21 protein-coding genes are annotated in these 21,057 nt (G+C 73.2%); 9 read left to right on the top strand and 12 right to left on the bottom strand.

The window, feature by feature from the left end; translation table 11 throughout:
* Positions 1–27: 27 nt before the first annotated feature.
* On the bottom strand, positions 28–1,413 hold the full coding sequence (locus tag ACWAUO_RS13625; protein WP_460776168.1) for a DUF6421 family protein: 1,386 nt from the start codon (positions 1,411–1,413) through the stop codon (positions 28–30).
* A gap of 99 nt (positions 1,414–1,512) precedes the next feature.
* Here ACWAUO_RS13625 and ACWAUO_RS13620 point away from each other — a divergent pair, with 99 nt between their 5' ends.
* Entirely contained in the window at positions 1,513–1,989 is a 477-nt protein-coding gene (locus ACWAUO_RS13620) for an Lrp/AsnC family transcriptional regulator (RefSeq protein WP_460776166.1), read from the top strand.
* 127 nt (positions 1,990–2,116) lie between these two features.
* Here the strand turns inward: ACWAUO_RS13620 and ACWAUO_RS13615 are convergent, their stop codons facing one another.
* From ACWAUO_RS13615 to ACWAUO_RS13585, 7 genes are read right to left on the bottom strand one after another with little or no spacing between them, the layout of a single operon-like run.
* A complete protein-coding gene (locus ACWAUO_RS13615; protein WP_460776164.1) occupies positions 2,117–3,289 on the bottom strand; it encodes an ABC transporter substrate-binding protein in 1,173 nt (390 codons plus the stop codon).
* Between the two features lie 50 nt (positions 3,290–3,339).
* Positions 3,340–4,107 carry an ABC transporter permease gene (locus ACWAUO_RS13610; RefSeq protein WP_460776163.1) on the bottom strand — a complete coding sequence of 256 codons (768 nt, stop codon included), beginning with the start codon at positions 4,105–4,107 and terminating at the stop codon, positions 3,340–3,342.
* On the bottom strand, positions 4,104–4,904 hold the full coding sequence (locus ACWAUO_RS13605; RefSeq protein WP_460776161.1) for an ABC transporter ATP-binding protein: 801 nt from the start codon (positions 4,902–4,904) through the stop codon (positions 4,104–4,106). Before ACWAUO_RS13605 ends, ACWAUO_RS13610 begins: the two co-directional genes overlap by 4 nt.
* On the bottom strand, positions 4,901–5,836 hold the full coding sequence (locus ACWAUO_RS13600) for an ABC transporter permease (RefSeq protein ID WP_460776159.1): 936 nt from the start codon (positions 5,834–5,836) through the stop codon (positions 4,901–4,903). Before ACWAUO_RS13600 ends, ACWAUO_RS13605 begins: the two co-directional genes overlap by 4 nt.
* Complete coding sequence (locus tag ACWAUO_RS13595) at positions 5,833–6,849, bottom strand: TIGR03842 family LLM class F420-dependent oxidoreductase (protein ID WP_460776157.1); 1,017 nt, start codon at positions 6,847–6,849, stop codon at positions 5,833–5,835. The genes ACWAUO_RS13600 and ACWAUO_RS13595 overlap by 4 nt, the downstream gene beginning before the upstream one ends.
* Positions 6,850–6,860: 11 nt before the next feature.
* Positions 6,861–8,297, bottom strand: a complete 1,437-nt coding sequence (hydA, locus tag ACWAUO_RS13590) for a dihydropyrimidinase (protein WP_460776156.1) — start codon at positions 8,295–8,297, stop codon at positions 6,861–6,863.
* Between the two features lie 13 nt (positions 8,298–8,310).
* Entirely contained in the window at positions 8,311–9,159 is an 849-nt protein-coding gene (locus tag ACWAUO_RS13585) for a nitrilase-related carbon-nitrogen hydrolase (RefSeq protein WP_460776154.1), read from the bottom strand.
* Positions 9,160–9,321: 162 nt separating this feature from the next.
* On the opposite strand from ACWAUO_RS13585, the gene ACWAUO_RS13580 reads away from it, so the two are divergent.
* From ACWAUO_RS13580 to ACWAUO_RS13560, 5 genes are all read left to right on the top strand, one after another.
* A complete protein-coding gene (locus ACWAUO_RS13580) occupies positions 9,322–10,662 on the top strand; it encodes an aminotransferase class I/II-fold pyridoxal phosphate-dependent enzyme (RefSeq protein WP_460776152.1) in 1,341 nt (446 codons plus the stop codon).
* Positions 10,663–10,704: 42 nt separating this feature from the next.
* On the top strand, positions 10,705–11,886 hold the full coding sequence (locus ACWAUO_RS13575) for a sensor histidine kinase (RefSeq protein WP_460776151.1): 1,182 nt from the start codon (positions 10,705–10,707) through the stop codon (positions 11,884–11,886).
* Positions 11,883–12,527 carry a response regulator gene (locus ACWAUO_RS13570; protein WP_460776149.1) on the top strand — a complete coding sequence of 215 codons (645 nt, stop codon included), beginning with the start codon at positions 11,883–11,885 and terminating at the stop codon, positions 12,525–12,527. Before ACWAUO_RS13575 ends, ACWAUO_RS13570 begins: the two co-directional genes overlap by 4 nt.
* 82 nt (positions 12,528–12,609) lie before the next feature.
* Positions 12,610–13,371: an ABC transporter ATP-binding protein gene (locus ACWAUO_RS13565; protein WP_460776148.1), complete on the top strand. Its 762-nt coding sequence runs from the start codon at positions 12,610–12,612 to the stop codon at positions 13,369–13,371.
* A complete protein-coding gene (locus ACWAUO_RS13560; protein ID WP_460776146.1) occupies positions 13,368–14,792 on the top strand; it encodes an ABC transporter permease in 1,425 nt (474 codons plus the stop codon). Before ACWAUO_RS13565 ends, ACWAUO_RS13560 begins: the two co-directional genes overlap by 4 nt.
* 46 nt (positions 14,793–14,838) lie before the next feature.
* On the opposite strand, the gene ACWAUO_RS13555 is transcribed toward ACWAUO_RS13560, so the two are convergent.
* Positions 14,839–15,339, bottom strand: a complete 501-nt coding sequence (locus ACWAUO_RS13555) for a hypothetical protein (protein ID WP_460776144.1) — start codon at positions 15,337–15,339, stop codon at positions 14,839–14,841.
* A 111-nt stretch (positions 15,340–15,450) separates the two neighbouring features.
* Between ACWAUO_RS13555 and ACWAUO_RS13550 the strand changes: the two genes are divergently transcribed.
* Positions 15,451–16,050 carry a 2-phosphosulfolactate phosphatase gene (locus tag ACWAUO_RS13550; RefSeq protein WP_460776142.1) on the top strand — a complete coding sequence of 200 codons (600 nt, stop codon included), beginning with the start codon at positions 15,451–15,453 and terminating at the stop codon, positions 16,048–16,050.
* Positions 16,051–16,609: 559 nt separating this feature from the next.
* Here ACWAUO_RS13550 and ACWAUO_RS13545 read toward each other — a convergent pair.
* From ACWAUO_RS13545 to ACWAUO_RS13535, 3 genes are all read right to left on the bottom strand, one after another.
* On the bottom strand, positions 16,610–17,098 hold the full coding sequence (locus ACWAUO_RS13545) for a SprT-like domain-containing protein (RefSeq protein ID WP_460776140.1): 489 nt from the start codon (positions 17,096–17,098) through the stop codon (positions 16,610–16,612).
* Positions 17,099–17,127: 29 nt separating this feature from the next.
* Positions 17,128–17,655, bottom strand: a complete 528-nt coding sequence (locus ACWAUO_RS13540; protein WP_460776139.1) for a hypothetical protein — start codon at positions 17,653–17,655, stop codon at positions 17,128–17,130.
* Between the two features lie 98 nt (positions 17,656–17,753).
* Positions 17,754–18,620, bottom strand: coding sequence for a spermidine synthase (locus ACWAUO_RS13535; RefSeq protein ID WP_460776137.1), 867 nt, complete (start codon positions 18,618–18,620; stop codon positions 17,754–17,756).
* Between the two features lie 37 nt (positions 18,621–18,657).
* Between ACWAUO_RS13535 and ACWAUO_RS13530 the strand changes: the two genes are divergently transcribed.
* Entirely contained in the window at positions 18,658–19,413 is a 756-nt protein-coding gene (locus ACWAUO_RS13530; protein WP_460776136.1) for a 5-oxoprolinase subunit PxpA, read from the top strand.
* Between the two features lie 7 nt (positions 19,414–19,420).
* Positions 19,421–20,977 (top strand): 5-oxoprolinase subunit B/C family protein, encoded by a 1,557-nt coding sequence (locus ACWAUO_RS13525; RefSeq protein WP_460776134.1) that lies wholly within the window; start codon positions 19,421–19,423, stop codon positions 20,975–20,977.
* Positions 20,978–21,057: the final 80 nt, after the last annotated feature.

Genomic DNA, 21,057 nt, shown 5'->3' with positions numbered 1-21,057 from the left:
CGCTGCGGCACCGCCCTTGACCGGCGGTCAGTCGGTGCCGCGGATGCCGGTGGTCGACGCGATGACGGGGCGGAGCTTCTTCTCCAGCGCCTCGAAGAACATCGACAGTGGGAACTCGTCGTCCAGCACCGCGTCCGTGTACCCCGACGGCGGACCGGCGAGCACCTCCTCCGGCAGGCCGCGGGCCCACTTCGAGGCCGGATGCGGGGTGACCACCGCGCTGACGAGGTCGTACGCCGCGAGCCAGTGCGCGGTCTTCGGCCGGTCGATCGACTCCCAGTAGAGGCGGTCGACGGCCTCGCCGAGGGCGGTCACCGCATCCGGGACCGCGTCCCAGTCGACGGTGAGCCGCGTGTCGGTCCAGTGCAGCACGCCGCGTCGGTGGAGCCACGCGAACAGCAGCTGCCCGCCGAGCCCGTCGTAGTTGCGCACCCGGGTGCCGGTCATCGAGAAGCGGAAGATGCGGTCGAAGAGCACGGCGTCCTGCACGAGGCCCGCGTGCTCGAGCATCGCCGTCTCGGTGTCGTCGAGCTGCTCGCCGGCCTCCCTGCGGGCGCGCAGCCGGTGCTCGATGCCGACGCACTCCCGGAACGCGGTGAGGTCGCAGCGCAGCTCCTCGAGCGAGTAGAGGAAGTACGGCATCCGCTGCTTGATCATGAACGGGTCGAACGGCAGGTCGCCGCGCATGTGGCTGCGGTCGTGGATGAGGTCCCACATCACGAACACGCGCTCGGCGAGGGCCTGGTCGTCGAGCATCCGGCGGCTGCGCTCCGGGAGGTCGAGCTTCGTCGTCTCGGCCGCGGCGGCGACGACCCGGCGGTAGCGGGCGGCCTCACGGTCCTGGAAGATCGCGCCCCAGGTGAACGCCGGGATCTCGCGCATCGCGACGGTCTCGGGGAAGAGCACGGCGGAGTTCGTGTCGTAGCCGGCGGTGAAGTCGATGAGGCGCAGGGACACGAACAGGCCGTTCGTGTACTCGGTCTCCAGGCGCTCGATGAACCCGGGCCAGATGACCTCGACGAGCACCGCCTCGAGGTGCCGGTCGGGCGACCCGTTCTGCGTGTACATCGGGAAGACGACGAGGTGCCGCAGGCCGTCGACGCGCTCGCGCTGCGGCTGGAAGGCGAGCAGGGCGTCGAGGAAGTCGGGCACGCCGAAGCCGCCGTCGCGCCAGCGGCCGAGATCGGCCACGACCGCGTCGAGGTAGGCGGCGTCGTGCGGGAACCGCGGGGCGAGCGCGGCCACGGAGGCGGTGACCGTGTCGACGAGGGATGCGGCGCGTCCGTGCGCGGCGGTGTCGGGGATCGACCCGTCCTTCACCTGGAGCCCCTGGATCGCGGTGACCGCGTCCTTCAGGGCCAGCCAGGCGGCATCCGTCTCGACGGGGGTCTCGAGCTCGAGGGTGGTGGGCATCGCGGCCTCCTTCTGTTCCGTAGTTCTTCCGGTGGGAAGCCACGCTAACAGGAAAAAGTCCTGCCGAGAATGGGAGAGGCGCGCTGATACGGTGAAACCATGACCGACGCCCCGCACCTCGACGACGCCGCGGACGCCGCCATCGTCAGGGTCGTCGCCGCTGACGGGCGCGCCACGCTCGCGCAGCTGGCCGAGGAGGCCGGGCTCTCCGTCTCGGCCGTGCAGTCGCGACTGCGCAAGCTCGAGCAGCGCGGGGTCATCACCGGGTACCGCGCGATCGTCGACCCCGAGGCGGTGGGCAAGCCCCTCGCCGCGGTCGTGGAGATCACCCCGCTCGACCCGGCGCAGGCCGACGACGCCCCGGAGCGCCTGGCGCACCTCGACGCGATCGAGGCCTGCCACTCGGTCGCGGGGGAGGCCAGCTACATCCTGTTCGTGCGCGTGCCGACGCCGCGGGCGCTGGAGGAGCTCATCCGCGACATCCGTCAGGCCGCGAACGTGCGCACCCGCACCACCGTCGTGCTGCAGACGTTCTACGAGCACCGCCCGCTGCTCCCCGTCGCCCCCGCCGACTGACGCGACCGCGAACGCCAGAGGGCCGTGAGACTGCATCCTGCCGCCGAGACAGCGGGGTGACCCAGCAGTCTCGGCGCGCAGTTGCAGTCTCGCGGCCCCCAAATCGGCCGCGAGCGGCCTCAGCGGGTCACTGGCCGCCCTCGGTGAGGGTCACCTCGATCGGGGTGTAGGTGCCGTCGACCTCGACGCCCTCGGACTTCAGCTCGTCGAGCGCCTGCTGGATGTAGTCGTTCGAGTACGCGGATGCGGGCGGGCCCGCGGTGATGAGGTTCTGCCCGTCCTGGTTCACCGCCGACATGGCGCCGGCGACCGTCTTGTCCCACGCGGCCTTGTCGACGAGGCCGAAGGCGTCGCCGCCCCAGATGAGCTTGTTGACCTCGTTCATCTGCCACAGCTGGTGGACCGGCCCGACCGGGAAGGCGAGCTCGGCGGTGGAGGCGACGTCCCAGACCAGCTCGGCGGCCTCCTCCGGGTTGTCGCGGGCGAACAGCCAGCCCTTGATGACGGCCTTCAGGAAGCGCACCGCGGCGTCGGCGTAGGCCGGGTCGTCCTCGAGGCGCTGCGTGTCGGCCCAGATGGCGTCCTGCAGCATGGCGCCCTCGGTGTCCTCGTAGTAGATGACGTCGAGGTCGTCCATCGTGTACAGCTCGCCGGTCTCCGGGTTCACGGTCTCCAGGACCATCGCCAGCTCGTTGTACGTCATGGCCTGCGCGGCGTCGACGTCGCCGTCGAGCAGCGCGTTCATCGAGAAGTCCTGCGTGGTGATCGACACCGTCGTCGAGTCGAGGCCCTCGGCGCCCATGGCAGCGAAGATCTCCCACTCGTTGCCGAATCCCCACGAGCCGATGCGCTTGCCCTCGAAGTCGGCGACGGAATCGATGCCGGAGCCCGCCCACGACACCTGCGTGGTGCCGGAGGTCTGGAAGACCTGCGCGATGTCAGTGAGCTCGATGCCGCTGGACTCGATGGTGCCGAGCACCTTCGGGACCCAGGCGATCGCGAAGTCCACGTCGCCCGCGGCGAGGGCGTCCTGCGGGACGATGTCGCCACCGGAGGGGAGGATCTCCACGTCCTCGAAGCCCTCCTCCTCGAAGTAGCCGTTCTCGAGCGCCACGTAGTAGCCGGCGAACTGCGCCTGCGGCAGCCACTGCAGCTGGAGCTTGATGTCGGTGATGGGTTCGAAGTCGCCCGACGCGCTGTCGGTGGAGTCCGAGGACGTGCCGGAACACGCCGTGAGGGCGAGCGCCGCCGTCGTGACGGCTGCCGCCGCTCCGAGGACGCGCCTGGTGCTGTGTCGCATGTCGTTCCTTTCGTTCGGGTGGTGCGCGGGGTGTCGGGCGGACCTCCGGGTCAGCTCGAGCTGCGTCTCGTCGTGAGGCGCTCCAGCAGCACCGTGACGAGGAAGAAGACGAGGCCGACGATGATCGCGGCCCCCACGTACGCCCACGCGAGCGCCGCGTTGCCGGACTTCGAGTAGCCGGCGATCGCGGTGCCGAGCCCGTCCGCGGGGCCGCCGAAGTACTCCGCGACGAGGGCGGAGATCACCGCGAGCGAGCTCGCGATGCGGACGCCCGTGACGAGGTAGGGCAGCGCCGTGGGGAAGGTGAGCTTGCGGAACTGCTGCCAGCCGTCGGCGGCGTACGCGGTGAACAGGTCGCGCTGCACCGGGCGGGCCTGTCGCAGGCCCCGGAGCACGTTGACGAACACCGGGACGAACGAGGCGATCCCGGCGACGACCTCGCGTCCGAACTGGCTCGACGCGCCGAACATGGTGTTCAGCAGCGGCGTGAGCGCCACGATCGGCACGACCGCGATCGCGGCGACGACGGGCGCGGTCATCGCGTCCACCGGGCGGAGCCACGCTGCGACCCCGGCGAGCACGACCGCGACGATCGTGCCGGTCACGAGGCCGACCAGCGCGTTGCCGCCGGTGACCAGGGCGTCCTCGGCGATGATGCCGACGTTCGCGCCGAAGGCCGCGAACACCTCCGCCGGCCCGGGCACGAGCTTCGCCCTGCCGGTGGTGATCATCGACATGCCGAGCCATGCGGCGAGCAGCAGCACGCCCACCCCGATCGGGGCGACGATGCGGAGGGTCCGCTCGGCCGTGGCGGTCATCGCTCGTTCGCCCGTTCCACCGGTGCGCCGTGCAGCGACTCACGGACCGCGGTGACCCGCTCGAAGAACCGCGGCGACTCGCGCAGCGACTCCGGCCGCTCCCGCCCGAACGGCACCTCGAGCACCTCCGTGATGCGGCCCGGCCGCGGCGACATGACCACGACGCGGTCCGAGAGGTACACCGCCTCCGGGATCGAGTGCGTCACGAAGACGACGGCCGCGCCGGTCTCCTTCGCGATCCGGATGAGCTCGGTCTGCATCCGCTCGCGCGTCATCTCGTCGAGCGCGCCGAACGGCTCGTCCATGAGGAGGAGCTTCGGCCGCGTCGCGAGCGAGCGGGCGATCGCGACCCGCTGCTGCATGCCGCCGGAGAGCTCGTCGGGGTAGCGGGCGCCGAAGTCGGTGAGCCCCACCATCTCGGCGAGCTCCGCCGCGCGGGCGGTGCGCTCGGCGGAGGCGACCCCGTGGAGTTCCAGCGGCAGCGCGATGTTCGCGAGCACGGTGCGCCAGGGGAGGAGCCCCGCCTGCTGGAACGCGATGCCGTAGTCCTGGTCGAGGCGGGCCTGGCGCGGGCTCTTGCCGAACACCTCGAGCGTGCCGTCGGTGGGCTGGTCGAGGTCGGCGATGAGCCGCATGAGCGTCGACTTGCCGCAGCCGGAGGGCCCGATGAGCGAGACGAACTCCCCCGCGGCGATCTCCAGCTGCACGTCCGCGAGCGCCTGCACGGGGCGCTTCGCGGTGCCGAAGACGCGGTCGACGCCGGTGACCCGGACGGCGGTCTGATCGGATGCGGTCATGCCAGGGCCTCTCCACGGCGGTAGGTCTTCAGCGACGCGCCGAGCAGCGCGACGGAGCCGGCGGCGATGAGTCCGAGCAGGACCGCGCCGAAGATCGGGGCCCAGGGGAGGGCAGGGTCGGCGGATGCGGACTGCGCCATCTGCAGCAGCATCCGGCCGAGGCCGCCGCGCATGCCGATGGACACCTCGGCGACGACGGCGCCGACGACCGCGTTCGCGGCGGCGAGCCGGAGCGCCGGCAGCAGGTAGGGGACCGCGGCGGGCAGGCGCAGCCGGAAGAGCGTCTGCCGGTACCCGGCGGCATAGCTGCGCATGAGGTCCTGGTGGATGGCGTCGGGTGCGTTGAGACCGCGGAGGGCTCCGATCGCGACCGGGAAGAACGCCAGGTACGACGCGATGAGCGCGACCGAGAGCCACCCGGGCCAGGGGAAGAGGTTGCGGTCGATCTGGTTGCCGATCCGCGACACGAGGGGCGCGAACGCGATGAGCGGCACGGTCTGCGACACGACGATCCACGGCAGCAGGCCCCACTCGGCGATGCGCCACCGCTGCATGAGCAGGGCGAGCAGCATCCCGACGACGACGCCGATGAGCCAGCCGACCGCGGCGATGCCGAGGGTCGTGACGACGCCGCCCGCGACGGTCTGCCACAGCGGCGGCGTGCTGGCGCCGCTCGTCGGCTCGAACAGGCGGGCAAGCATGATCCAGACGTGGGGCATGGCCCGGTCGTGGGTGCGGGGGAGGATGCGCAGGCCGTCGCGCTCGTCGCCGATGACGACGCCGTCCTCCGGGCCGAGCCACTTGTACAGCTCCCACAGGAGCACGAGCGCGACGATCCCGATCGCGCCCCACGCCCACGCGGCGCCGCGGGGCATGCCGGTGCCCGTCCGGCGACGGCGCGGGGCGGGTGCGACGGGATCGGTCGTCGTCATCGCTTCGCCGTGATGTGCTCGGACAGGGCGGGGATGACCGTCTCGCCGTACACCCGCATCGTCTCCTCCTTGTTGTCGTGCTGGAGGTAGCCGGCGAACTGGGTGACGCCGAGCTCGCGCAGCTGCTCGAGTTTGGCGATGTGGTCCTGCGCGGTGCCGAGCACGCAGAACCGGTCGACGATCTCGTCGGGCACGAAGTCGACGTGGTCGTTGTCGGCCTTGCCGTGGGTGTTGTAGTCGTACCCCTGGCGGCCGGCGATGTAGGAGGTGAGCGCCTCCGGCACCTCGCCGTGCATGCCGTACTTCGCCACGATGTCGGCGACGTGGTTGCCGACCATGCCGCCGAACCAGCGGCACTGCTCGCGCATGTGCTCCCAGTCGTCGCCGATGTACATGGGCGCGGCGACGCAGAACTTCACCTCGTCGGGGTCGCGACCGGCGGCGGCCGCGGCCTCGCGGACGACCTTGATCATCCACGCGGCGATGTCGACGTCGGCCAGCTGCAGGATGAAGCCGTCGCCGACCTCGCCCGTGAGCTTCAGCGCGAGCGGGCCGTATGCGGCCACCCACACCTCGAGCTCGGAGCCGCGGCTCCACGGGAACCGGAGGGTCGCCCCGTTGTACTCGACCGGGCGGGAGTTCGCGAGCTCCCGGATGACGTGCACCGACTCGCGCAACTCCTTCAGCGTGGTCGGCTTGCCGTTCGTGACGCGGACGGCCGAATCGCCGCGGCCGATGCCGCAGACCGTGCGGTTGCCGTACATCTCGTTCAGGGTCGCGAACACCGACGCGGTCACCGTCCAGTCGCGGGTGGCCGGGTTCGTCACGAACGGGCCGACCGTGATCCGCTTCGTCGCGTTCAGGATCGCCGAGTGGATGACGTACGGCTCCTCCCACAGCAGGTGGGAGTCGAAGGTCCAGACGTGGCTGAACCCGTGCGCCTCCGCCAGCTGCGAGAGCTGGACGACGCGGGATGCGGGCGGGTTGGTCTGCAGGACGACGCCGAAGTCCATGGGGGTCCTCCTCAGACCAGGTACTGGGTCAGGCCGCGCTTGACGAAGCGTCCGTCGCCCTTGGCGCCGAGGTAGCGCCCGTCGTCGACGATCACCTTGCCGCGGGAGATGACGGTGTCGACGTGCCCGTCGACCTCGAAGCCCTCCCACGCGGAGTGGTCCATGTTCATGTGGTGGGTCTTGCCCACCCCGATCGAGGTGTGCCCGTTGGGGTCGTAGACGACGATGTCGGCGTCCGCGCCCGGCTGGATGACGCCCTTCCTGCCGTACATGCCGAACATGCGCGCCGGGGTGGTGCTGGTGAGCTCCACCCACCGCTCGAGGGAGATCTCGCCGGTGACGACGCCCTGGTACATGAGGTCCATGCGGTGCTCGACCGAGCCGATGCCGTTCGGGATGGCGCGGAAGTCGCCGCGGCCGAGTTCCTTCTGGTCCTTCATGCAGAACGGGCAGTGGTCGGTGGAGACCATCTGCAGGTCGTTCGTGCGGAGGGCCTGCCACATGTGGTCCTGGTGCCCCTCGGCCCGGGAGCGCAGCGGCGTGGAGCACACCCACTTCGCCCCCTCGAACGAGCCCCACTCGGGGCTGGAGGCGCCGAGCTGTTCCTCGAGCGAGAGGTAGAGGTACTGCGGGCAGGTCTCGCCGAACACGTTCTGGCCCTTGTCGCGGGCGGCGGCGAGCTGTTCGACGGCCTGCTTGGCGCTCACGTGCACGACGTACAGCGGTGCGCCGGTGAGGTTCGCGATCATGATCGCGCGGTGCGTGGCCTCCTCCTCGGCCTGCCAGGCGCGCGCGATGCCGTGGAAGTACGGGTCGGTCTTGCCGGACTCGACGAGCTGCTCGGCGAGCACGTCGATCACGGGGCCGTTCTCGGCGTGCATCATCGTCAGCAGGCCCGTGTCCCGGGCGACCTGCATGGCCCGCAGCACCTGTGCGTCGTCGGAGTAGAAGACGCCCGGGTAGGCCATGAAGAGCTTGAAGCTCGTGATGCCCTCGTCGATGAGGCCCGGCATCGCGGCCAGGGCGTCCTTGTCCACGCCGCCGATGATCTGGTGGAAGCCGTAGTCGATCGCGCAGTTCCCGGCGGCCTTCTCGTGCCATGCGGCGAGGCCGTCCTGCACGCGCTCGCCGGAGCGCTGCACCGCGAAGTCGATGATCGTGGTGGTGCCGCCCCAGGCCGCGGCGCGGGTGCCGGTCTCGAACGTGTCGCTCGCCTCGGTGCCGCCGAAGGGCAGCTGCATGTGGGTGTGCGCGTCGATGCCGCCGGGGATGACGTACTTGCCGGTGGCGTCGACGACGGTGTCGACGGATGCGGCGAGGTCGGTGCCGAGGAGCTCCGAGCCGGGGGCGAGCACGGCGACGATGCGCTCGCCGTCGACGAGGACGTCGGCCTGGGTGCGGCCGGTCGCCGAGACGACGGTGCCGCCGGTGATGAGGGTCGTGACCATGGGTCGTTCCTCCTTACGGCTTCGCGATCCGGGTGTAGGAGTCGGGCCGGCGGTCCCGATAGAACTGCCAGTCGTCGCGCATCTCGCGCACCATGTCGAGGTCGAGGTCGCGGATGAGGATCTCCTCGTGCTCGCTGGAGCCGCGCTCGCCGACGAAGTCGCCGCGCGGGTCGATCACCTGGCTCGTCCCGTAGAACTCGACGGCGAGGTCGCCGTACTCGTTGTCCTCGCGGCCGACGCGGTTGGGCTGGAGGACGAAGTAGCCGTTGGCGACCGCGGCGGCGGGCCCCTCGACCTCCCACAGGCGGTTCGACAGGCCCGGCTTCGTGGCGTTCGGGTTGAACACCATGTGCGCGTCGTTCAGGCCGAGTTCGCGCCATCCCTCGGGGAAGTGGCGGTCGTAGCAGATGTACATGCCGATGCGGCCGACGGCGGTGTCGAACACCGGGTAGCCGAGGTTGCCGGGCCGGAAGTAGAACTTCTCCCAGAAGCGGTCGAGGTGCGGCAGGTGGTGCTTGCGGTAGGTGCCGAGGATGGTGCCGTCGGCGTCGACGAGCACGGCGGAGTTGTAGTAGACCCCGGTCTCGGCCTCCTCGTAGATCGGCAGCACCATCACGGTGCCGAGTTCCTTCGCCAGCGACGCGAAGCGCTGGACGATGGGGCCGTCCGCGGGTTCGGCGTACCGGTAGTACTTCTTGTCCTGGGTGATCCCGAAGTAGGGCCCGTAGAAGAGCTCCTGGAAACAGACCACCTGCGCGCCCTGCGCGGCCGCCCCCCGCGCGAAACCCTCGTGCTTGTCGAGCATGGACGCCTTGTCGCCCGTCCAGGTCGTCTGTGTGATCGCCGCTCGTACCGTCGTCATCATTGCCTCCCGGTCGTGGGGTGTTGCCGTGGACTATAGAGCCGCCGCCGGGCTCCCCGATAGGTTTCGCGCCAGTTCTGTTACTGTTCCTGCTGAACATTTCTCTGTAATTTCCGGATGTGACGGAGCCGTAAATCCTGCGGCCGAACGGCGGGAGAACCGATGCTCCGCCCCGAGACCCTCACCGCGCGCACCCCGCAGGGACTGGCGGGCGAACTCTCCCGCCTCGTGGCGGAGGGCGTGCTCGCCCCGGGCGACCGGCTGCCCACCGTCCGCGAGGTCGCCTCGGCCCTCGGCGTCTCCGCCGGCACTGTGAGCGCGGCCTGGCATGCGCTTGCCGCAGCGGGGGTCATCGTCACGCGAGGCCGCGCCGGGTCCTTCGTCCGCGACGAGCGGCGGGAGTGGCTGAGCCCGCGGGTGAACACGCTCGTGACGAGCGATGACGGAGCACGGCTCGATCTCTCCCTCGGCACCCCCGACCCGGCGCTGCTGCCCTCGCTCGCCCCCGCACTCGCCCGGGCGACGCCCCGTGCCGACACCGGCCGCTACCACGACCTGCCCGTGCTCCCGGAGCTCCACCGGGTGCTCCATGACGGCTGGCCGACGGGCGCCGTCGGCGCGATCACGGTGGTCGACGGCGCGCTCGACGGCATCGTCCGGGTACTCGAGCAGGTCGTGCGGTTCGGTGACCGCGTCGCGGTGGAGTCCCCGGGGTTCCCGTACTTCTTCGACCTGCTCGACGTGTTCGGCGCCGAACCCGTTCCGCTCGCGCTGGACGGGGAGGGGGTCACGCCGGCGTCGCTCGCCCGTGCGCTCGCGCGCCGCCCCGTCGCCGTCGTGCTCCAGCCGCGCGCGCAGAACCCCACCGGCGCGTCGATGAGCCCGGAGCGGGCCCGCGCCCTCGTCCGGGTGCTGCGCACCGTCCCCGGCGGCGACCGGGTCACGGTCGTCGAGGACGACCACTCGGCGCTCATCGGCTCCGCCCCCGACGTGACACTCGGACGGTGGCTCCCCGACCAGGTGGTGCACGTGCGCAGCTACTCCAAGTCGCACGGGCCCGACCTGCGGATCGCCGCGATGGGCGGGCCGACCCGGATCGTGGAGCGGGTCGTGGCCAGACGGATGCTGGGACCGGGCTGGACCTCGCGGCTCCTGCAGGCCGTGCTGCTGGACCTCCTCACCGACGAGACCGCCGTCGCCCGCGTGCGCGCCGCGCGGCTCGTGTACCGGGACCGGCTCGACCGGGTCGCAGCCGGACTCCGGCGTCGCGGCATCGACGTCGGCGAGCCCGACGGGCTGAACCTGTGGCTGCCGGTGGTGGACGAGCGGGCCGCACTCGTGCACCTCGCCGCATCCGGGATCACCGCCGCATCCGGGTCGGCGTTCGTGGTGGACGACGCGACCGGCCCCCACCTGCGGGTGACCGCCGGCGTCGCCGCGGAGAACCTGGGGATGGTCGCCGACGCGCTCGCCGACGCCGCGGCGGCCGAGCCCCTCGTCTGACCCCGCCGTCCTGCACGCGGGGCGGCTGGATACATCGCGGGGATGACGACCGCGGACCCGGCCGGCCGTAGCGTGGAGGGCGTGCTGCGACGACTCACCCGCCGACAGCTCGCGTTCGACCTCGTCGGCGCGGGCGTCTACCTCTTCGTCTTCGCGGCCCTGCCCGGCGAGCGGCGGGTCGAGATGCTGCTGCTCCTGGTCGTGTTCACCGCCGCGCTCGCCGTCCGCCGCCTCTCGCCCGGCCTCGCGCTCGCGATCGCCTGGGTGGGGGCGCTGGTCCAGATGCTCGTGGGCGTCGACCCCGCCGGCGCCGACGTCGCGATCTTCGCCGTCCTCTACGTGACCTCCGCGTACGGGACGAGGCTGGAGTACTGGCTCGGCTTCGCGTCGTCGTTCGTCGGTGCGGCGTTGATCGCGGTGTACGTCGTGGTCGTCATGCCGGTGCGGAACGGCACCGCCACGCTCACCGTCGACGACCTCCCGCTCGCGTTCCTGGTGTTGACGACGGCGACCTTCGGGCTGCTCCTGGCCTGGACGGCCGGGGCCCTCGTGCGGATGACCCGGCGGGCGCGCGAGAACCGGCTCGCACAGCGCGTCGCCGAGGCCGAGGCGGCCGTGGAGCAGGAGCGCGTGCAGATCGCCCGCGACATGCACGACGTGGTCGCCCACTCGCTCGCGGTCGTCATCGCGCAGGCCGACGGCGCCCGGTACGCGGCGAAGGCAGATCCGGCGGCGGCCGAGACCGCGCTCGTCACGATCGCCGGCACCGCCCGGGCGGCGCTCACCGACGTGCGGCTGCTCCTCACGCAGCTGCGCCACCGCGAGGGCGACGGACCGCAGCCGACCCTCGCCGACCTCGACGGCCTGTTCGCGCAGTTCCGCGACGCCGGACTCGACCTCCGGGTGCGCATCGCCTCGCCGCCCGACGACGCCTCGGCCGCCGTCCAGCTCGCGGTCTACCGCATCCTGCAGGAGGCCCTGACGAACGCGCTCCGCCACGGCGACCGCACCGCGCCGGTCGAGGTCGCCGTCACCTGGCAGGATGCTGCGGTGGAACTTCGCGTGCGGAACCGGGCGGCCGGTGCCCAGGGACCCGGCGGCGGGCACGGCATCGTCGGCATGGGCGAGCGGGCGACGCTCGTCGGCGGCACCCTGCACGCCTCCCCGGACGGCGTCGGCGGCTTCGTCGTCAGCGCCCGCATCCCGGTCGGGGCGGGCGCATGAGCGGCCCGGTGCGCATCGTCCTCGTGGACGACCAGGCGCTGTTCCGCGCCGGCATCCGCATGGTCGTCGATTCCCAGCCCGACCTGGAGGTCGTCGGCGAGGCGGGTGACGGACGGGAGGCGCTCGAGGTCGTGGCGCGCACCGCACCCGACATCGTGCTCATGGACGTGCGGATGCCGGTCATGGACGGTCTGGCCGCGACCGCCGAGCTCCTGCAGCGCCCCGACCCGCCGCGGATCATCGTGCTCACCACGTTCGACCTGGACGAGGCGGCGGCCCGCGCCATCCGCCAGGGCGCGAGCGGGTTCCTGCTGAAGGACGCGCAGCCGGAGTTCCTCCTCGCCGCGATCCGCACCGTCCACGCCGGCTCCTCGGTCATCGCGGCGGGTGCCACCGCCGAGCTGTTCCGCGCGCACCCGGCCCCCGCCGCGGAGCCGCCCGCGGCGTTCCGCGAGCTCACCGAGCGCGAGCGCGAGATCTTCGCCCTCGCCGCGCGGGGGCTCTCGAACGGCGAGATCGCCGCGCAGGAGTTCCTCTCGGAGGCGACCGTGAAGACCCACATCAGCCGCATCCTGGCCAAGCTCGACCTGCGCGACCGCGTGCAGCTCGTCGTCTTCGCGCACGATCACCGTCTGGTCTGAGCCGCGGATCATCCCGTCGGCTGATGCGGATCAGCCTCCGGGCCGACGCGGCGGGTGCGGCCTGCTCCGTAGCGTCGAAGACATGCAGACGAACGCAACGGACTCGGGGATCGCAGCCCGGGTGGAGCACCTCTCCAAGCATTTCGGCACCGGTGACGGCGCGGTCCGCGCCCTCGACGGCGTGAGCGTCGGCATCCGCGCCGGCGAGTTCACCGCGATCATGGGGCCCTCCGGGTCGGGCAAGTCGACCCTCATGCACATCATGGCCGGCCTGGATGCGGCCACCTCCGGCCGCGTCTGGCTCGGCGACACCGACATCACCCCGCTCGGCGACGCGGAGCTGACACTCCTGCGACGCCGCCGCATCGGCTTCGTGTTCCAGTCCTTCAACCTCGTGCCGACCCTCGACGTGCAGGGCAACATCCTGCTGCCCTTCGACCTCGACGGGCGTCGCCCCACCGAGGGCGAGCGGGCGCGGATCGACGCGCTCATCGACACGCTGGGCCTGCGGGAGCGCCTCGGCCACCGCCCGCACCAGCTCTCCGGCGGTCAGCAGCAGCGCGTCGCGATCGCCCGCGCGCTCGCGACCTCGCCCGACCTCGTCTTCGCCGACGAGCCCACCGGCAACCTCGACTCCCGCACCGGTCGCGAGGTGCTGGAGCTGCTGCGGGACGCGGCGCGACTGCACCGCCAGACCATCGCCATGGTCACGCACGACCCGGTCGCGGCGGCCTACGCCGACCGCGTGCTGTTCCTGGGCGACGGCCGCATCGTGGCCGACCACCGCGGCATCGGCGCGGAGGAGATCTCGGCGTTCATGCTCGCCGAGGAGGCACGGGCATGACGACCGCACCGACCCCGCAGCGCTGGTACCGGGAGACCGGCATGGGCGCCAGCATCCTCGTCAGCGCGATCTCCACCGCCTTCGGCGTGCTGCTGCTGACCACGACCGAGTTCATCGCCACGATCATCCGGTCCGACGCGGACGCGGCCGAGTCGGGCACCGTGCGCCTGGTGCTGTCGATCATGACGGCGCTCCTGCTCGGGCTCGCCGTGTACGTCGCGGCGATCGTGGTCTCGAACACGTTCGCCACGATCGTGGCGGGCCGGACCCGGCGCATCGCGCTCATGCGGCTCATCGGCGCGACCGCCCGCAGCCAGCGGGCCGTGCTCGGCCGCCAGGGCCTCGCGGTCGGGGCTGTCGGCGCGGTGCTCGGCACGCTCATCGGCGTCGCCGGCGGCTGGGTCGGGGTGCGCGCGTTCGAGGCGGGGCTGGGGCTGCCGCAGCTGGACGTCGCGTTCATCCGTCCCGACGTGTTCGTGCCGGGTGCCATCGTCGCCCTCACCACGTGGGCGGCGGCGTGGATCGGCTCGCGCCGCGTGCTCGCGGTGACCCCGCTGCAGGCGCTGGGCGCCGCGGGCGAGCCGCCGCACGAGGAGCTCGCGCGCCGCACCGGTCGGAACGTCACCGCCGTCGTCCTGTTCGTCATCGGTACGGCGATGCTCGCCGGCGGTGTGCTCCTCGGGATGCTGACCCCCATGGGCGTCGTGGTCGCGTTCTTCGGCGGGGTGTTCTCCTTCGCCGGCATCGTCCTCGGCGCGACGCTCGTCATGCCGCCGCTGCTGCGGCTCGTCGGCCGCGCGTTCGGCGGGGCGGTGACCGCGCGCCTCGCGGCGGAGAACGCCCTGCGTCACCCGGAGCGGACGAGCCGCATGGCGATCGGCGTGGTCATCGGCGTGACCCTCGTGTCGATGTTCTCGGTGACGACCGAGACCGTGAAGGCGGTCGTCGCCCGTGCGTTCGACGGCGAGGTGCCGGCCGAGTTCGCCATGGCGCTCGACGGGTTCGCCGCGATCATGGCGGGTCTGGTCGGGGTCTCCGCGATCATCGCCGGCGTGGGCCTGGTGAACCTGCTCGTGCTCGGGGTCACGCAGCGCACCCGCGAGCTCGGCCTGCTCCGGGCGCTCGGGCTGACGTCGGCCCAGATCCGTCGTGTGGTGCTCCTGGAGGCTGCGCACGTGACGATCACCTCGGTCGTGCTCGGCCTCGTGCTCGGCACGGTCTACGGCTGGGCCGGCGCGCAATCGCTCATGGGCTCCTCCCCGACCGCCGACGGCGGCGACGCATGGGTGCTCCCCGCGGTCCCGGTGCCCGCCTTCGCGCTCATCGTCGCCGCGACCGCGGTGCTCACCCTGATCGCCTCGGTCGTGCCGACCCGGCTCGCGACCCGCGTCACCCCCGTGACCGCCCTGGCCGCCGCCTGACCGTCCCGTCCCGTCCCGTCCGGCCCGTCCCGACCGTCCGGTTCCGTCACTCGGTGACCGGCGCGGGGTCGTGGGCCCAGGACGGGGCGAGCGAACGGATGCGGGCGGCCCGCCACTGCCACATCGCCCACAGCGTCGGCCAGAGGAGCGGAGCGGTGCGGCCGCCGATGACGAGCCGCTCGCGCCACAGGGTGCGGGCGGGGTCGCCGGCGACGGGGGAGACCGCCATCTGGTGGTCCCACACGTCGAGGGTGGCGAGCGGGCCGGTGAGCGGCGTTCCCGCGTCGCGGAGGATCCGCACGCGGCCGGCGTGCTCGTCGACGTACCGGTCGCTCACCGAGATGTACTGGCTCCCGAGGGGCACGACGCCGAACGCGGACATCGCCACCGCCGCATCCTGTCCCGGCTCCCAGCTGGTCGGCGCGTCCGAGATCGGTCGCACCTCCAGCAGCGGGCCGTAGAGCTCGGCCAGCGCCTGCGGGGAATGCAGCGCCCGCCAGGCGGCGTCGGGGTCGCAGGCGATCTCGAACTTCTGCAGGATGCGCATACCCGAGTGTCGCACCCGGGTCCGTGCCGCGTCACGGGGGTGGACACGCCCGTGGGACGAATCGTGACGCCCGGTTCGGCGCTGCGCGGAGGCCGACCCTACGCTGATGGGATGCCGTCTCCGTTCGATCAGTCCCGGTACCAGGTCCGCTTCGAGTGGGGGACCGACGGCCTCGACCGACTCGCGCCCGCCGACGTCGTCGTCCTCGTCGACGTGCTGCTCGAGGGCACCCGGATCGCCGACGCGGTGGCGCGCGGCGAGTCCGTGCCGGTGCCCGAGGCGCTGACGGATGCGGTCGCCACCGCCGGCGACGCGCTCGTGCTCGCGGCGGGACTCGTGAACGCCTCGGCCGTCGCCCGTGAGGTGCTCGCCGAGCAGCGCCGCCGCGCCGACCGCACCTCGGTCGCGATCGTCGCGCTCGGCGACCCCACCGCATCCGGCACGCGGTTCACGGTCGAGGACCAGTTCGGTGCCGGTGCGGTCGTCGACGCGCTGGGCGCCCTCGGCATCGACCACACCTCCCCCGAGACCGCGGCCGCCGGCGAGGCGTTCCGCGGGCTGCGCCGTGCACTGCGGCACCTGCTCACCGCATCCGGGTCGGGCCAGGAGCTCCTCGACGCGGACCGCCGTGACGAGGTGCTCGCCGCCGCGCAGGTCGACGCCCTCGACGTCGTGCCCGTCCTCCGCGACGGCGTCTTCACCGCCGCCTGACCCGCCCCGCGTCCGGCGCCGGGTCGCGCCCCCGCGTCGTGCGCCCGCGTCTCGCCCTCGCGCGCCCGCGTCTCGCCCCCGCGCTCCCGCCCGCTGCATCCCGCGTCCTGCCCCCGCCGAGCCACCCCCTTTCCTGCGGCCCACCCCTTTTTCTGCGGCAGGAAAGGGGGTCGCTCGCTGAAAGAGGGGTGGTTCGGCGCGGTCGCCCGGGGTGCTCGCGTCGGCGTGCACCCCGGTCGCCGCGTCCCGCACGACCGGGATGCTGCGCCTCGCCTCCCCGGCCCGGGATGCTGCGCCCGAGCACAACTGCGGAGATGCTGCGCGACACGCCGCGCCGGCGGCATCCGTGCACGGCGTGTCGGCCACGAACTCCGCAGTTGTGCACGGCGGATGCCGCCGCCGGGCCCGGCTGCCCACCGACCGGAAGCAGCCCGGGATCAGGAGAAATCCCCGGGTCAGGATGATCTGCCGTGGATCCTCCTGTGCTCGGGATATCTCCTGATCTGGAGCGGTCACCGCGCACCGCGGCCGCGACCCGCACCCCCGCGGACGGGCGGACTCAGCGCGGGGTCGCGGCGGCGCGGCGCTGCGCCGGGGTGATCTCGCGCCGCGTCCAGGTGAACACGTGCCGCGGGTCGTACCGGGGCGCGCAGATCGCGCAGGAGGTCGCCCGCGACGCCCGGCGGTGCCGGTAGACGACGTGCCCCGCCGGGCAGGTGCCGACCCAGGAGGCGAGCTCGACCGCGGTCTCACCGTGGTGGGTCGTGCCGCCGACGTAACCGAGTCTGCGGGCGACGCGCTTCCACTCCGGGCCGTGCCCGGCGGCGGGACCCGCCAGCGCGTGCGCGACCTCGTGGAGCAGGGTCTGGTGGTTCTCGTCGTCGTCGTGGCGCGCCGAGAGGTAGCGCGAGACGCTGATGCGCTTGCGCGAGAAGTCGCACTGCCCGGCGCGGCGCTTGGCGTTGTCGAACCCGAACGTCCACCCGTCGTCGAGGTGGAGGGCGATCAACGCCTCCGCCCAGGCGCGGACGCGGTGCGGTTCGGACATGCGGGCAGCGTACGCGGGGGTCCGGACGCTCAGCTCGCGACGGTCTCGCGGACGCGTCGGCGGTCGATCGCGTCGATCGCGAGGAGCGTCGGCTCGAGCTCGTCGTCGCTGGCACCGGCCTCCTGGCGCAGGAACAGCGTCCGCTTGAAGTCGGCGCGCGCGCCCTCGAGGTCCTCCGCGTCGAACCGGGTCTTGCCGCGGTGCTGGTAGGCGAACGCGGCGATCCCGGCCCAGCCCTGCCCCTCGGCCTCCTCGGCGCAGAACGTGAGCTCCTGCTCGGCGGGACCGTACTGGCCGCGCCACTGCAGCACGGTGGCGTGCAGGATGCGGGCGCGCAGCAGGTCCTTGCGGGTGCCGCCCATGCGGGCCACCCGGACGGACTGCTCGGAGACGGCGAGGGCCTCGTCGAGCTGCCCGGTCACCTTCAGCAGCCACACCCGCTCGAGGAGCGCGGGGAGGCTCCGCAGCGCCCCGATCTCCTCCAGCCGCTCGGTGCACTCGCGCTCGTCGACGATCTCCCGCAGGGTCTCGGGGTCGTATCCCTTGATGTTGCTCACGACGACTCCTTCCCGCGTCCGGCCATGCCCCATCCAGTGTGCACGGAGGAACGGCCGCCGCCGTTCAGGCCACGCCGGTCCGGCGCCGGTGTCGCCCCTCAGCGTTCGAAGATCGACGACGCCGGCTTCGGCGACGGCTGCGCGTCGGCGTCGGTCACCGGGCGCACCGACCCGACGAACGCGTCGAGTTCGGCCCCGTGCGCGACCTTCGCCGGATGGGGACCCGCGGCCATGAGGCGGGGCAGCCACTCGGTCGGCAGCGGCGCGGCGGATGCGGCGATGACGAGGTTGCCGAAGCGGCGCCCCTTCAACGTCTGCACTTCGGCGAGCAGGACCACGTGCTCGAGCACCTCGCGGACGGTCGCGACCTGCCGGCGTGCGAACGCCAGTCCGGCGCCGTCCGCGACGTTCACGAGCAGCACGCCGCCGGGGGCGAGCAGCGCCGCGCCCTCGCGGTAGAACTCGATCGTGGTGAGGTGCGCGGGGGTCTGCGAGCCGGCGTAGACGTCGGAGACCAGGAGGTCGACGTTGCCGGTGAGGCCGGCTGGGAGGCGCCCGAGTCCCTCCCGGGCGTCGCCGATGCGCACCCGGATGGACGCGCCGCGGGGGAGCGGCAGCTGCGCGCGCACGAGTTCGACGAGGGCCGGTTCCAGCTCGATGACCTGCTGCCGCGACCCGGGGCGGGTGTGCTCGATGTAGCGCGGGATGGTGAGGGCCCCCGCGCCGAGGTGCACGGCCGTCAGCGGCTGTCCCGGCATCCGGAGCCGGTCGATGACGGCGCCCATGCGCGCGACGTACTCGAAGTGCAGGTGCGTCGGGTCCTCGAGGTCCACGTGCGACTGCGGGGTCCCGGCGACCTCGAGCTCGAAGCCGGAGGTGAACGCGGAGGGGACGACGCGGGCGATCGACCCGTCGCTCAGCCGTGCCTGGGGACGCTCGATCTCCTCGTACCGGGCCCGTGCCATGCACCCACGCTATCCCGCCTCCGGCTAGCGTGGGCGCGTGCGCGCGATGGATCTGAACGCCGACCTGGGCGAGACGGTGGACGGCCGCCCCACCGCCGACGACGAGGCGATGTTCGCGCTCATCACGAGCGCGTCGGTCGCCGCCGGCGGGCACGCGGGCGACGAGGCGTCCATGCGGGAGGCCGTCGCGCGGGCCGCCGCGCACGGCGTCGCACTGGGCGCGCACCCGTCCTTCCCCGACCGTGCCGGCTTCGGCCGGGTCGCGATGCCGATGCCGCCGGAAGACCTGCGCCGGGTCGTCGCGACCCAGCTCGACGCGCTCGTGGCCGCCGGCGCCGACCTCCGCTACGTCAAGCCGCACGGCGCGCTCTACCACGTGGCGGGCGCCGATCCGGCGTCGGCGGACGCCGTCGTGCGGGCCGTGCTCGCCCTCGCCGACCGGCTCGGCCGCCCGCTCCCGGTGCTCGGCCTCGGCGACGCGCTCGCTGCCGCGACCCGCGCCGCCGGCCTGCCGTTCCACCGCGAGGCGTTCCTCGACCGCGGGTACCTCCCGGACGGCACGCTCGTGCCGCGCGGCGAGCCCGGCGACCTGCTGCACGAACCCGACGAGGTCGCCGCCCGTGCGGTGCGGCTCGCCGAGCGGGGCGAGGTCGTCGCGGTCGACGGCACCGTCGTCGTGACGGATGCGGTCTCCCTCTGCCTGCACGGCGACACCTCGGCGGCCGTGGCGATGGCCCGCCGGGTGCGCGCCGCCCTCGACGACCGGGGGATCCCGGTGCGCGCACCGTGGTGAACCGGTCATGAGCGTCGCGCGCCGCATCCTGCCGATGGGCCGGGAGGCACTCCTGGTCGAGGTCGACGACGTGACCGCGGTGCTCGCCCTGCACGCCGCGCTCGCCGAAGCGCCCTCGGCGGGGGTCACCGGTCTCGTGCCGGCGGCCCGGACCGTGCTCGTGCGGTTCGACCCCGCCCGCATCCGCGCCGCCGCGGTCCGCGACTGGGTCGCGGCGGCCGATCCGGACGCGGCCCCGGCGGACGCCGGCGGTGACGAGGTGGCGCTCCCGGTGGTCTACGACGGCGCCGACCTCGACGAGACGGCGCGGATGCTGGGCGTGACCCCCGGCGACCTCGTCGACCGGCACGCGCGCACCCCGTGGCGGGTCGCGTTCACCGGGTTCGCCCCGGGGTTCGGCTACCTCGTCGGTGACGGGTGGCCGTTCGACGTGCCGAGGCTCGAGACCCCGCGCACCCGCGTGCCGGCCGGGGCGGTCGGGCTCGCGGCGGGGTTCGCGGGCGCCTATCCGCGGGAGACGCCGGGCGGCTGGCGGCTCATCGGCCGCACGCCGGTGCGGCTCTTCGACCCGGATGCGGCGCGGCCCGCCCTCCTCACGCCGGGCGCTCGCGTGCGGTTCGTGCCGGAGCGCGCAGGCGCCGTCGAGATCGCGGCGGCGCCCGAGCCCGCGACGGCGGCATCGCCCGCGTCGTCCCCCGCACACGCGCACGGCGGCACCCCGATTGCCCGCGTGGACGCCGTCGGGGTCGCGACCGTGCAGGACCTCGGCCGCCCGGGGCTCGCGCACCTCGGCGTCTCGACCTCCGGCGCCCTCGACCGCGGCGCGCTGCGGCTGGCCAACCGGCTCGTCGGCAACCCCGAGGACGCCGCCGCGATCGAGGTCGGCCCGGGCGGCCTTCGCGCGACCGCGCTGCGCGACGTCTGGATCGCGACGACCGGCGCGTGGGCACCGACCCGCCTCGCCGGCCGCCCGGTCGACCAGTACCGCGCGCTCCACTGGCGTGCGGGCCAGACGCTGGAGCTCGGCTTCCCGACCCGCGGGGCACGGGTCGTCCTGGCCGTCGCGGGCGGCGTCGCCGCGCCGGCGGCACTCGGCTCCCGTTCGACCGACACCCTCGCCGGGCTCGGTCCGGCACCCCTCGCGGCGGGCGACGTCGTCACGGCCGGGCCGCCCGCCGGCCCCGTCCCGCCGCTGGACGCGGGACCCTGGGGATGGCCGCCGGAGGTCCGCGAACTCCGGATGCGGTGGGGCCCGCGCGCGGACTGGTTCACCCCGGCGGCGCGGCGGTGCCTCACCGCGACGGAGTGGACCGTCGGCACCGCGGCGGACCGGGTCGGTGCGCGCCTGGAGGGGCCGGTGCTCGAGCGTGCCGTCCCGGGGGAGCTGCCGAGCGAGGCGATGGTGCCCGGTGCCGTGCAGGTGCCGCCGGCGGGGCCTGTCGTGCTCCTCGCGGACGGTCCGGTCACCGGCGGATACCCCGTCATCGCGGTGGTCGACGAGGCCTCGCTGGACCTGCTCGCGCAGGCGCCGCCCGGCTCCCGCGTGCGGTTCCGCACCGCCTGAGACCGCGCGGCGCGCGGTTATACCGCAGCATCCGAAGGTCGTCAAGAATCGACTGGACACGGCGCGTCGGATCGACTACA

The sequence above is a fragment of the Microbacterium sp. GXF7504 genome (assembly GCF_054798235.1).
This window is presented reverse-complemented; position numbering and strand designations above follow the sequence as displayed.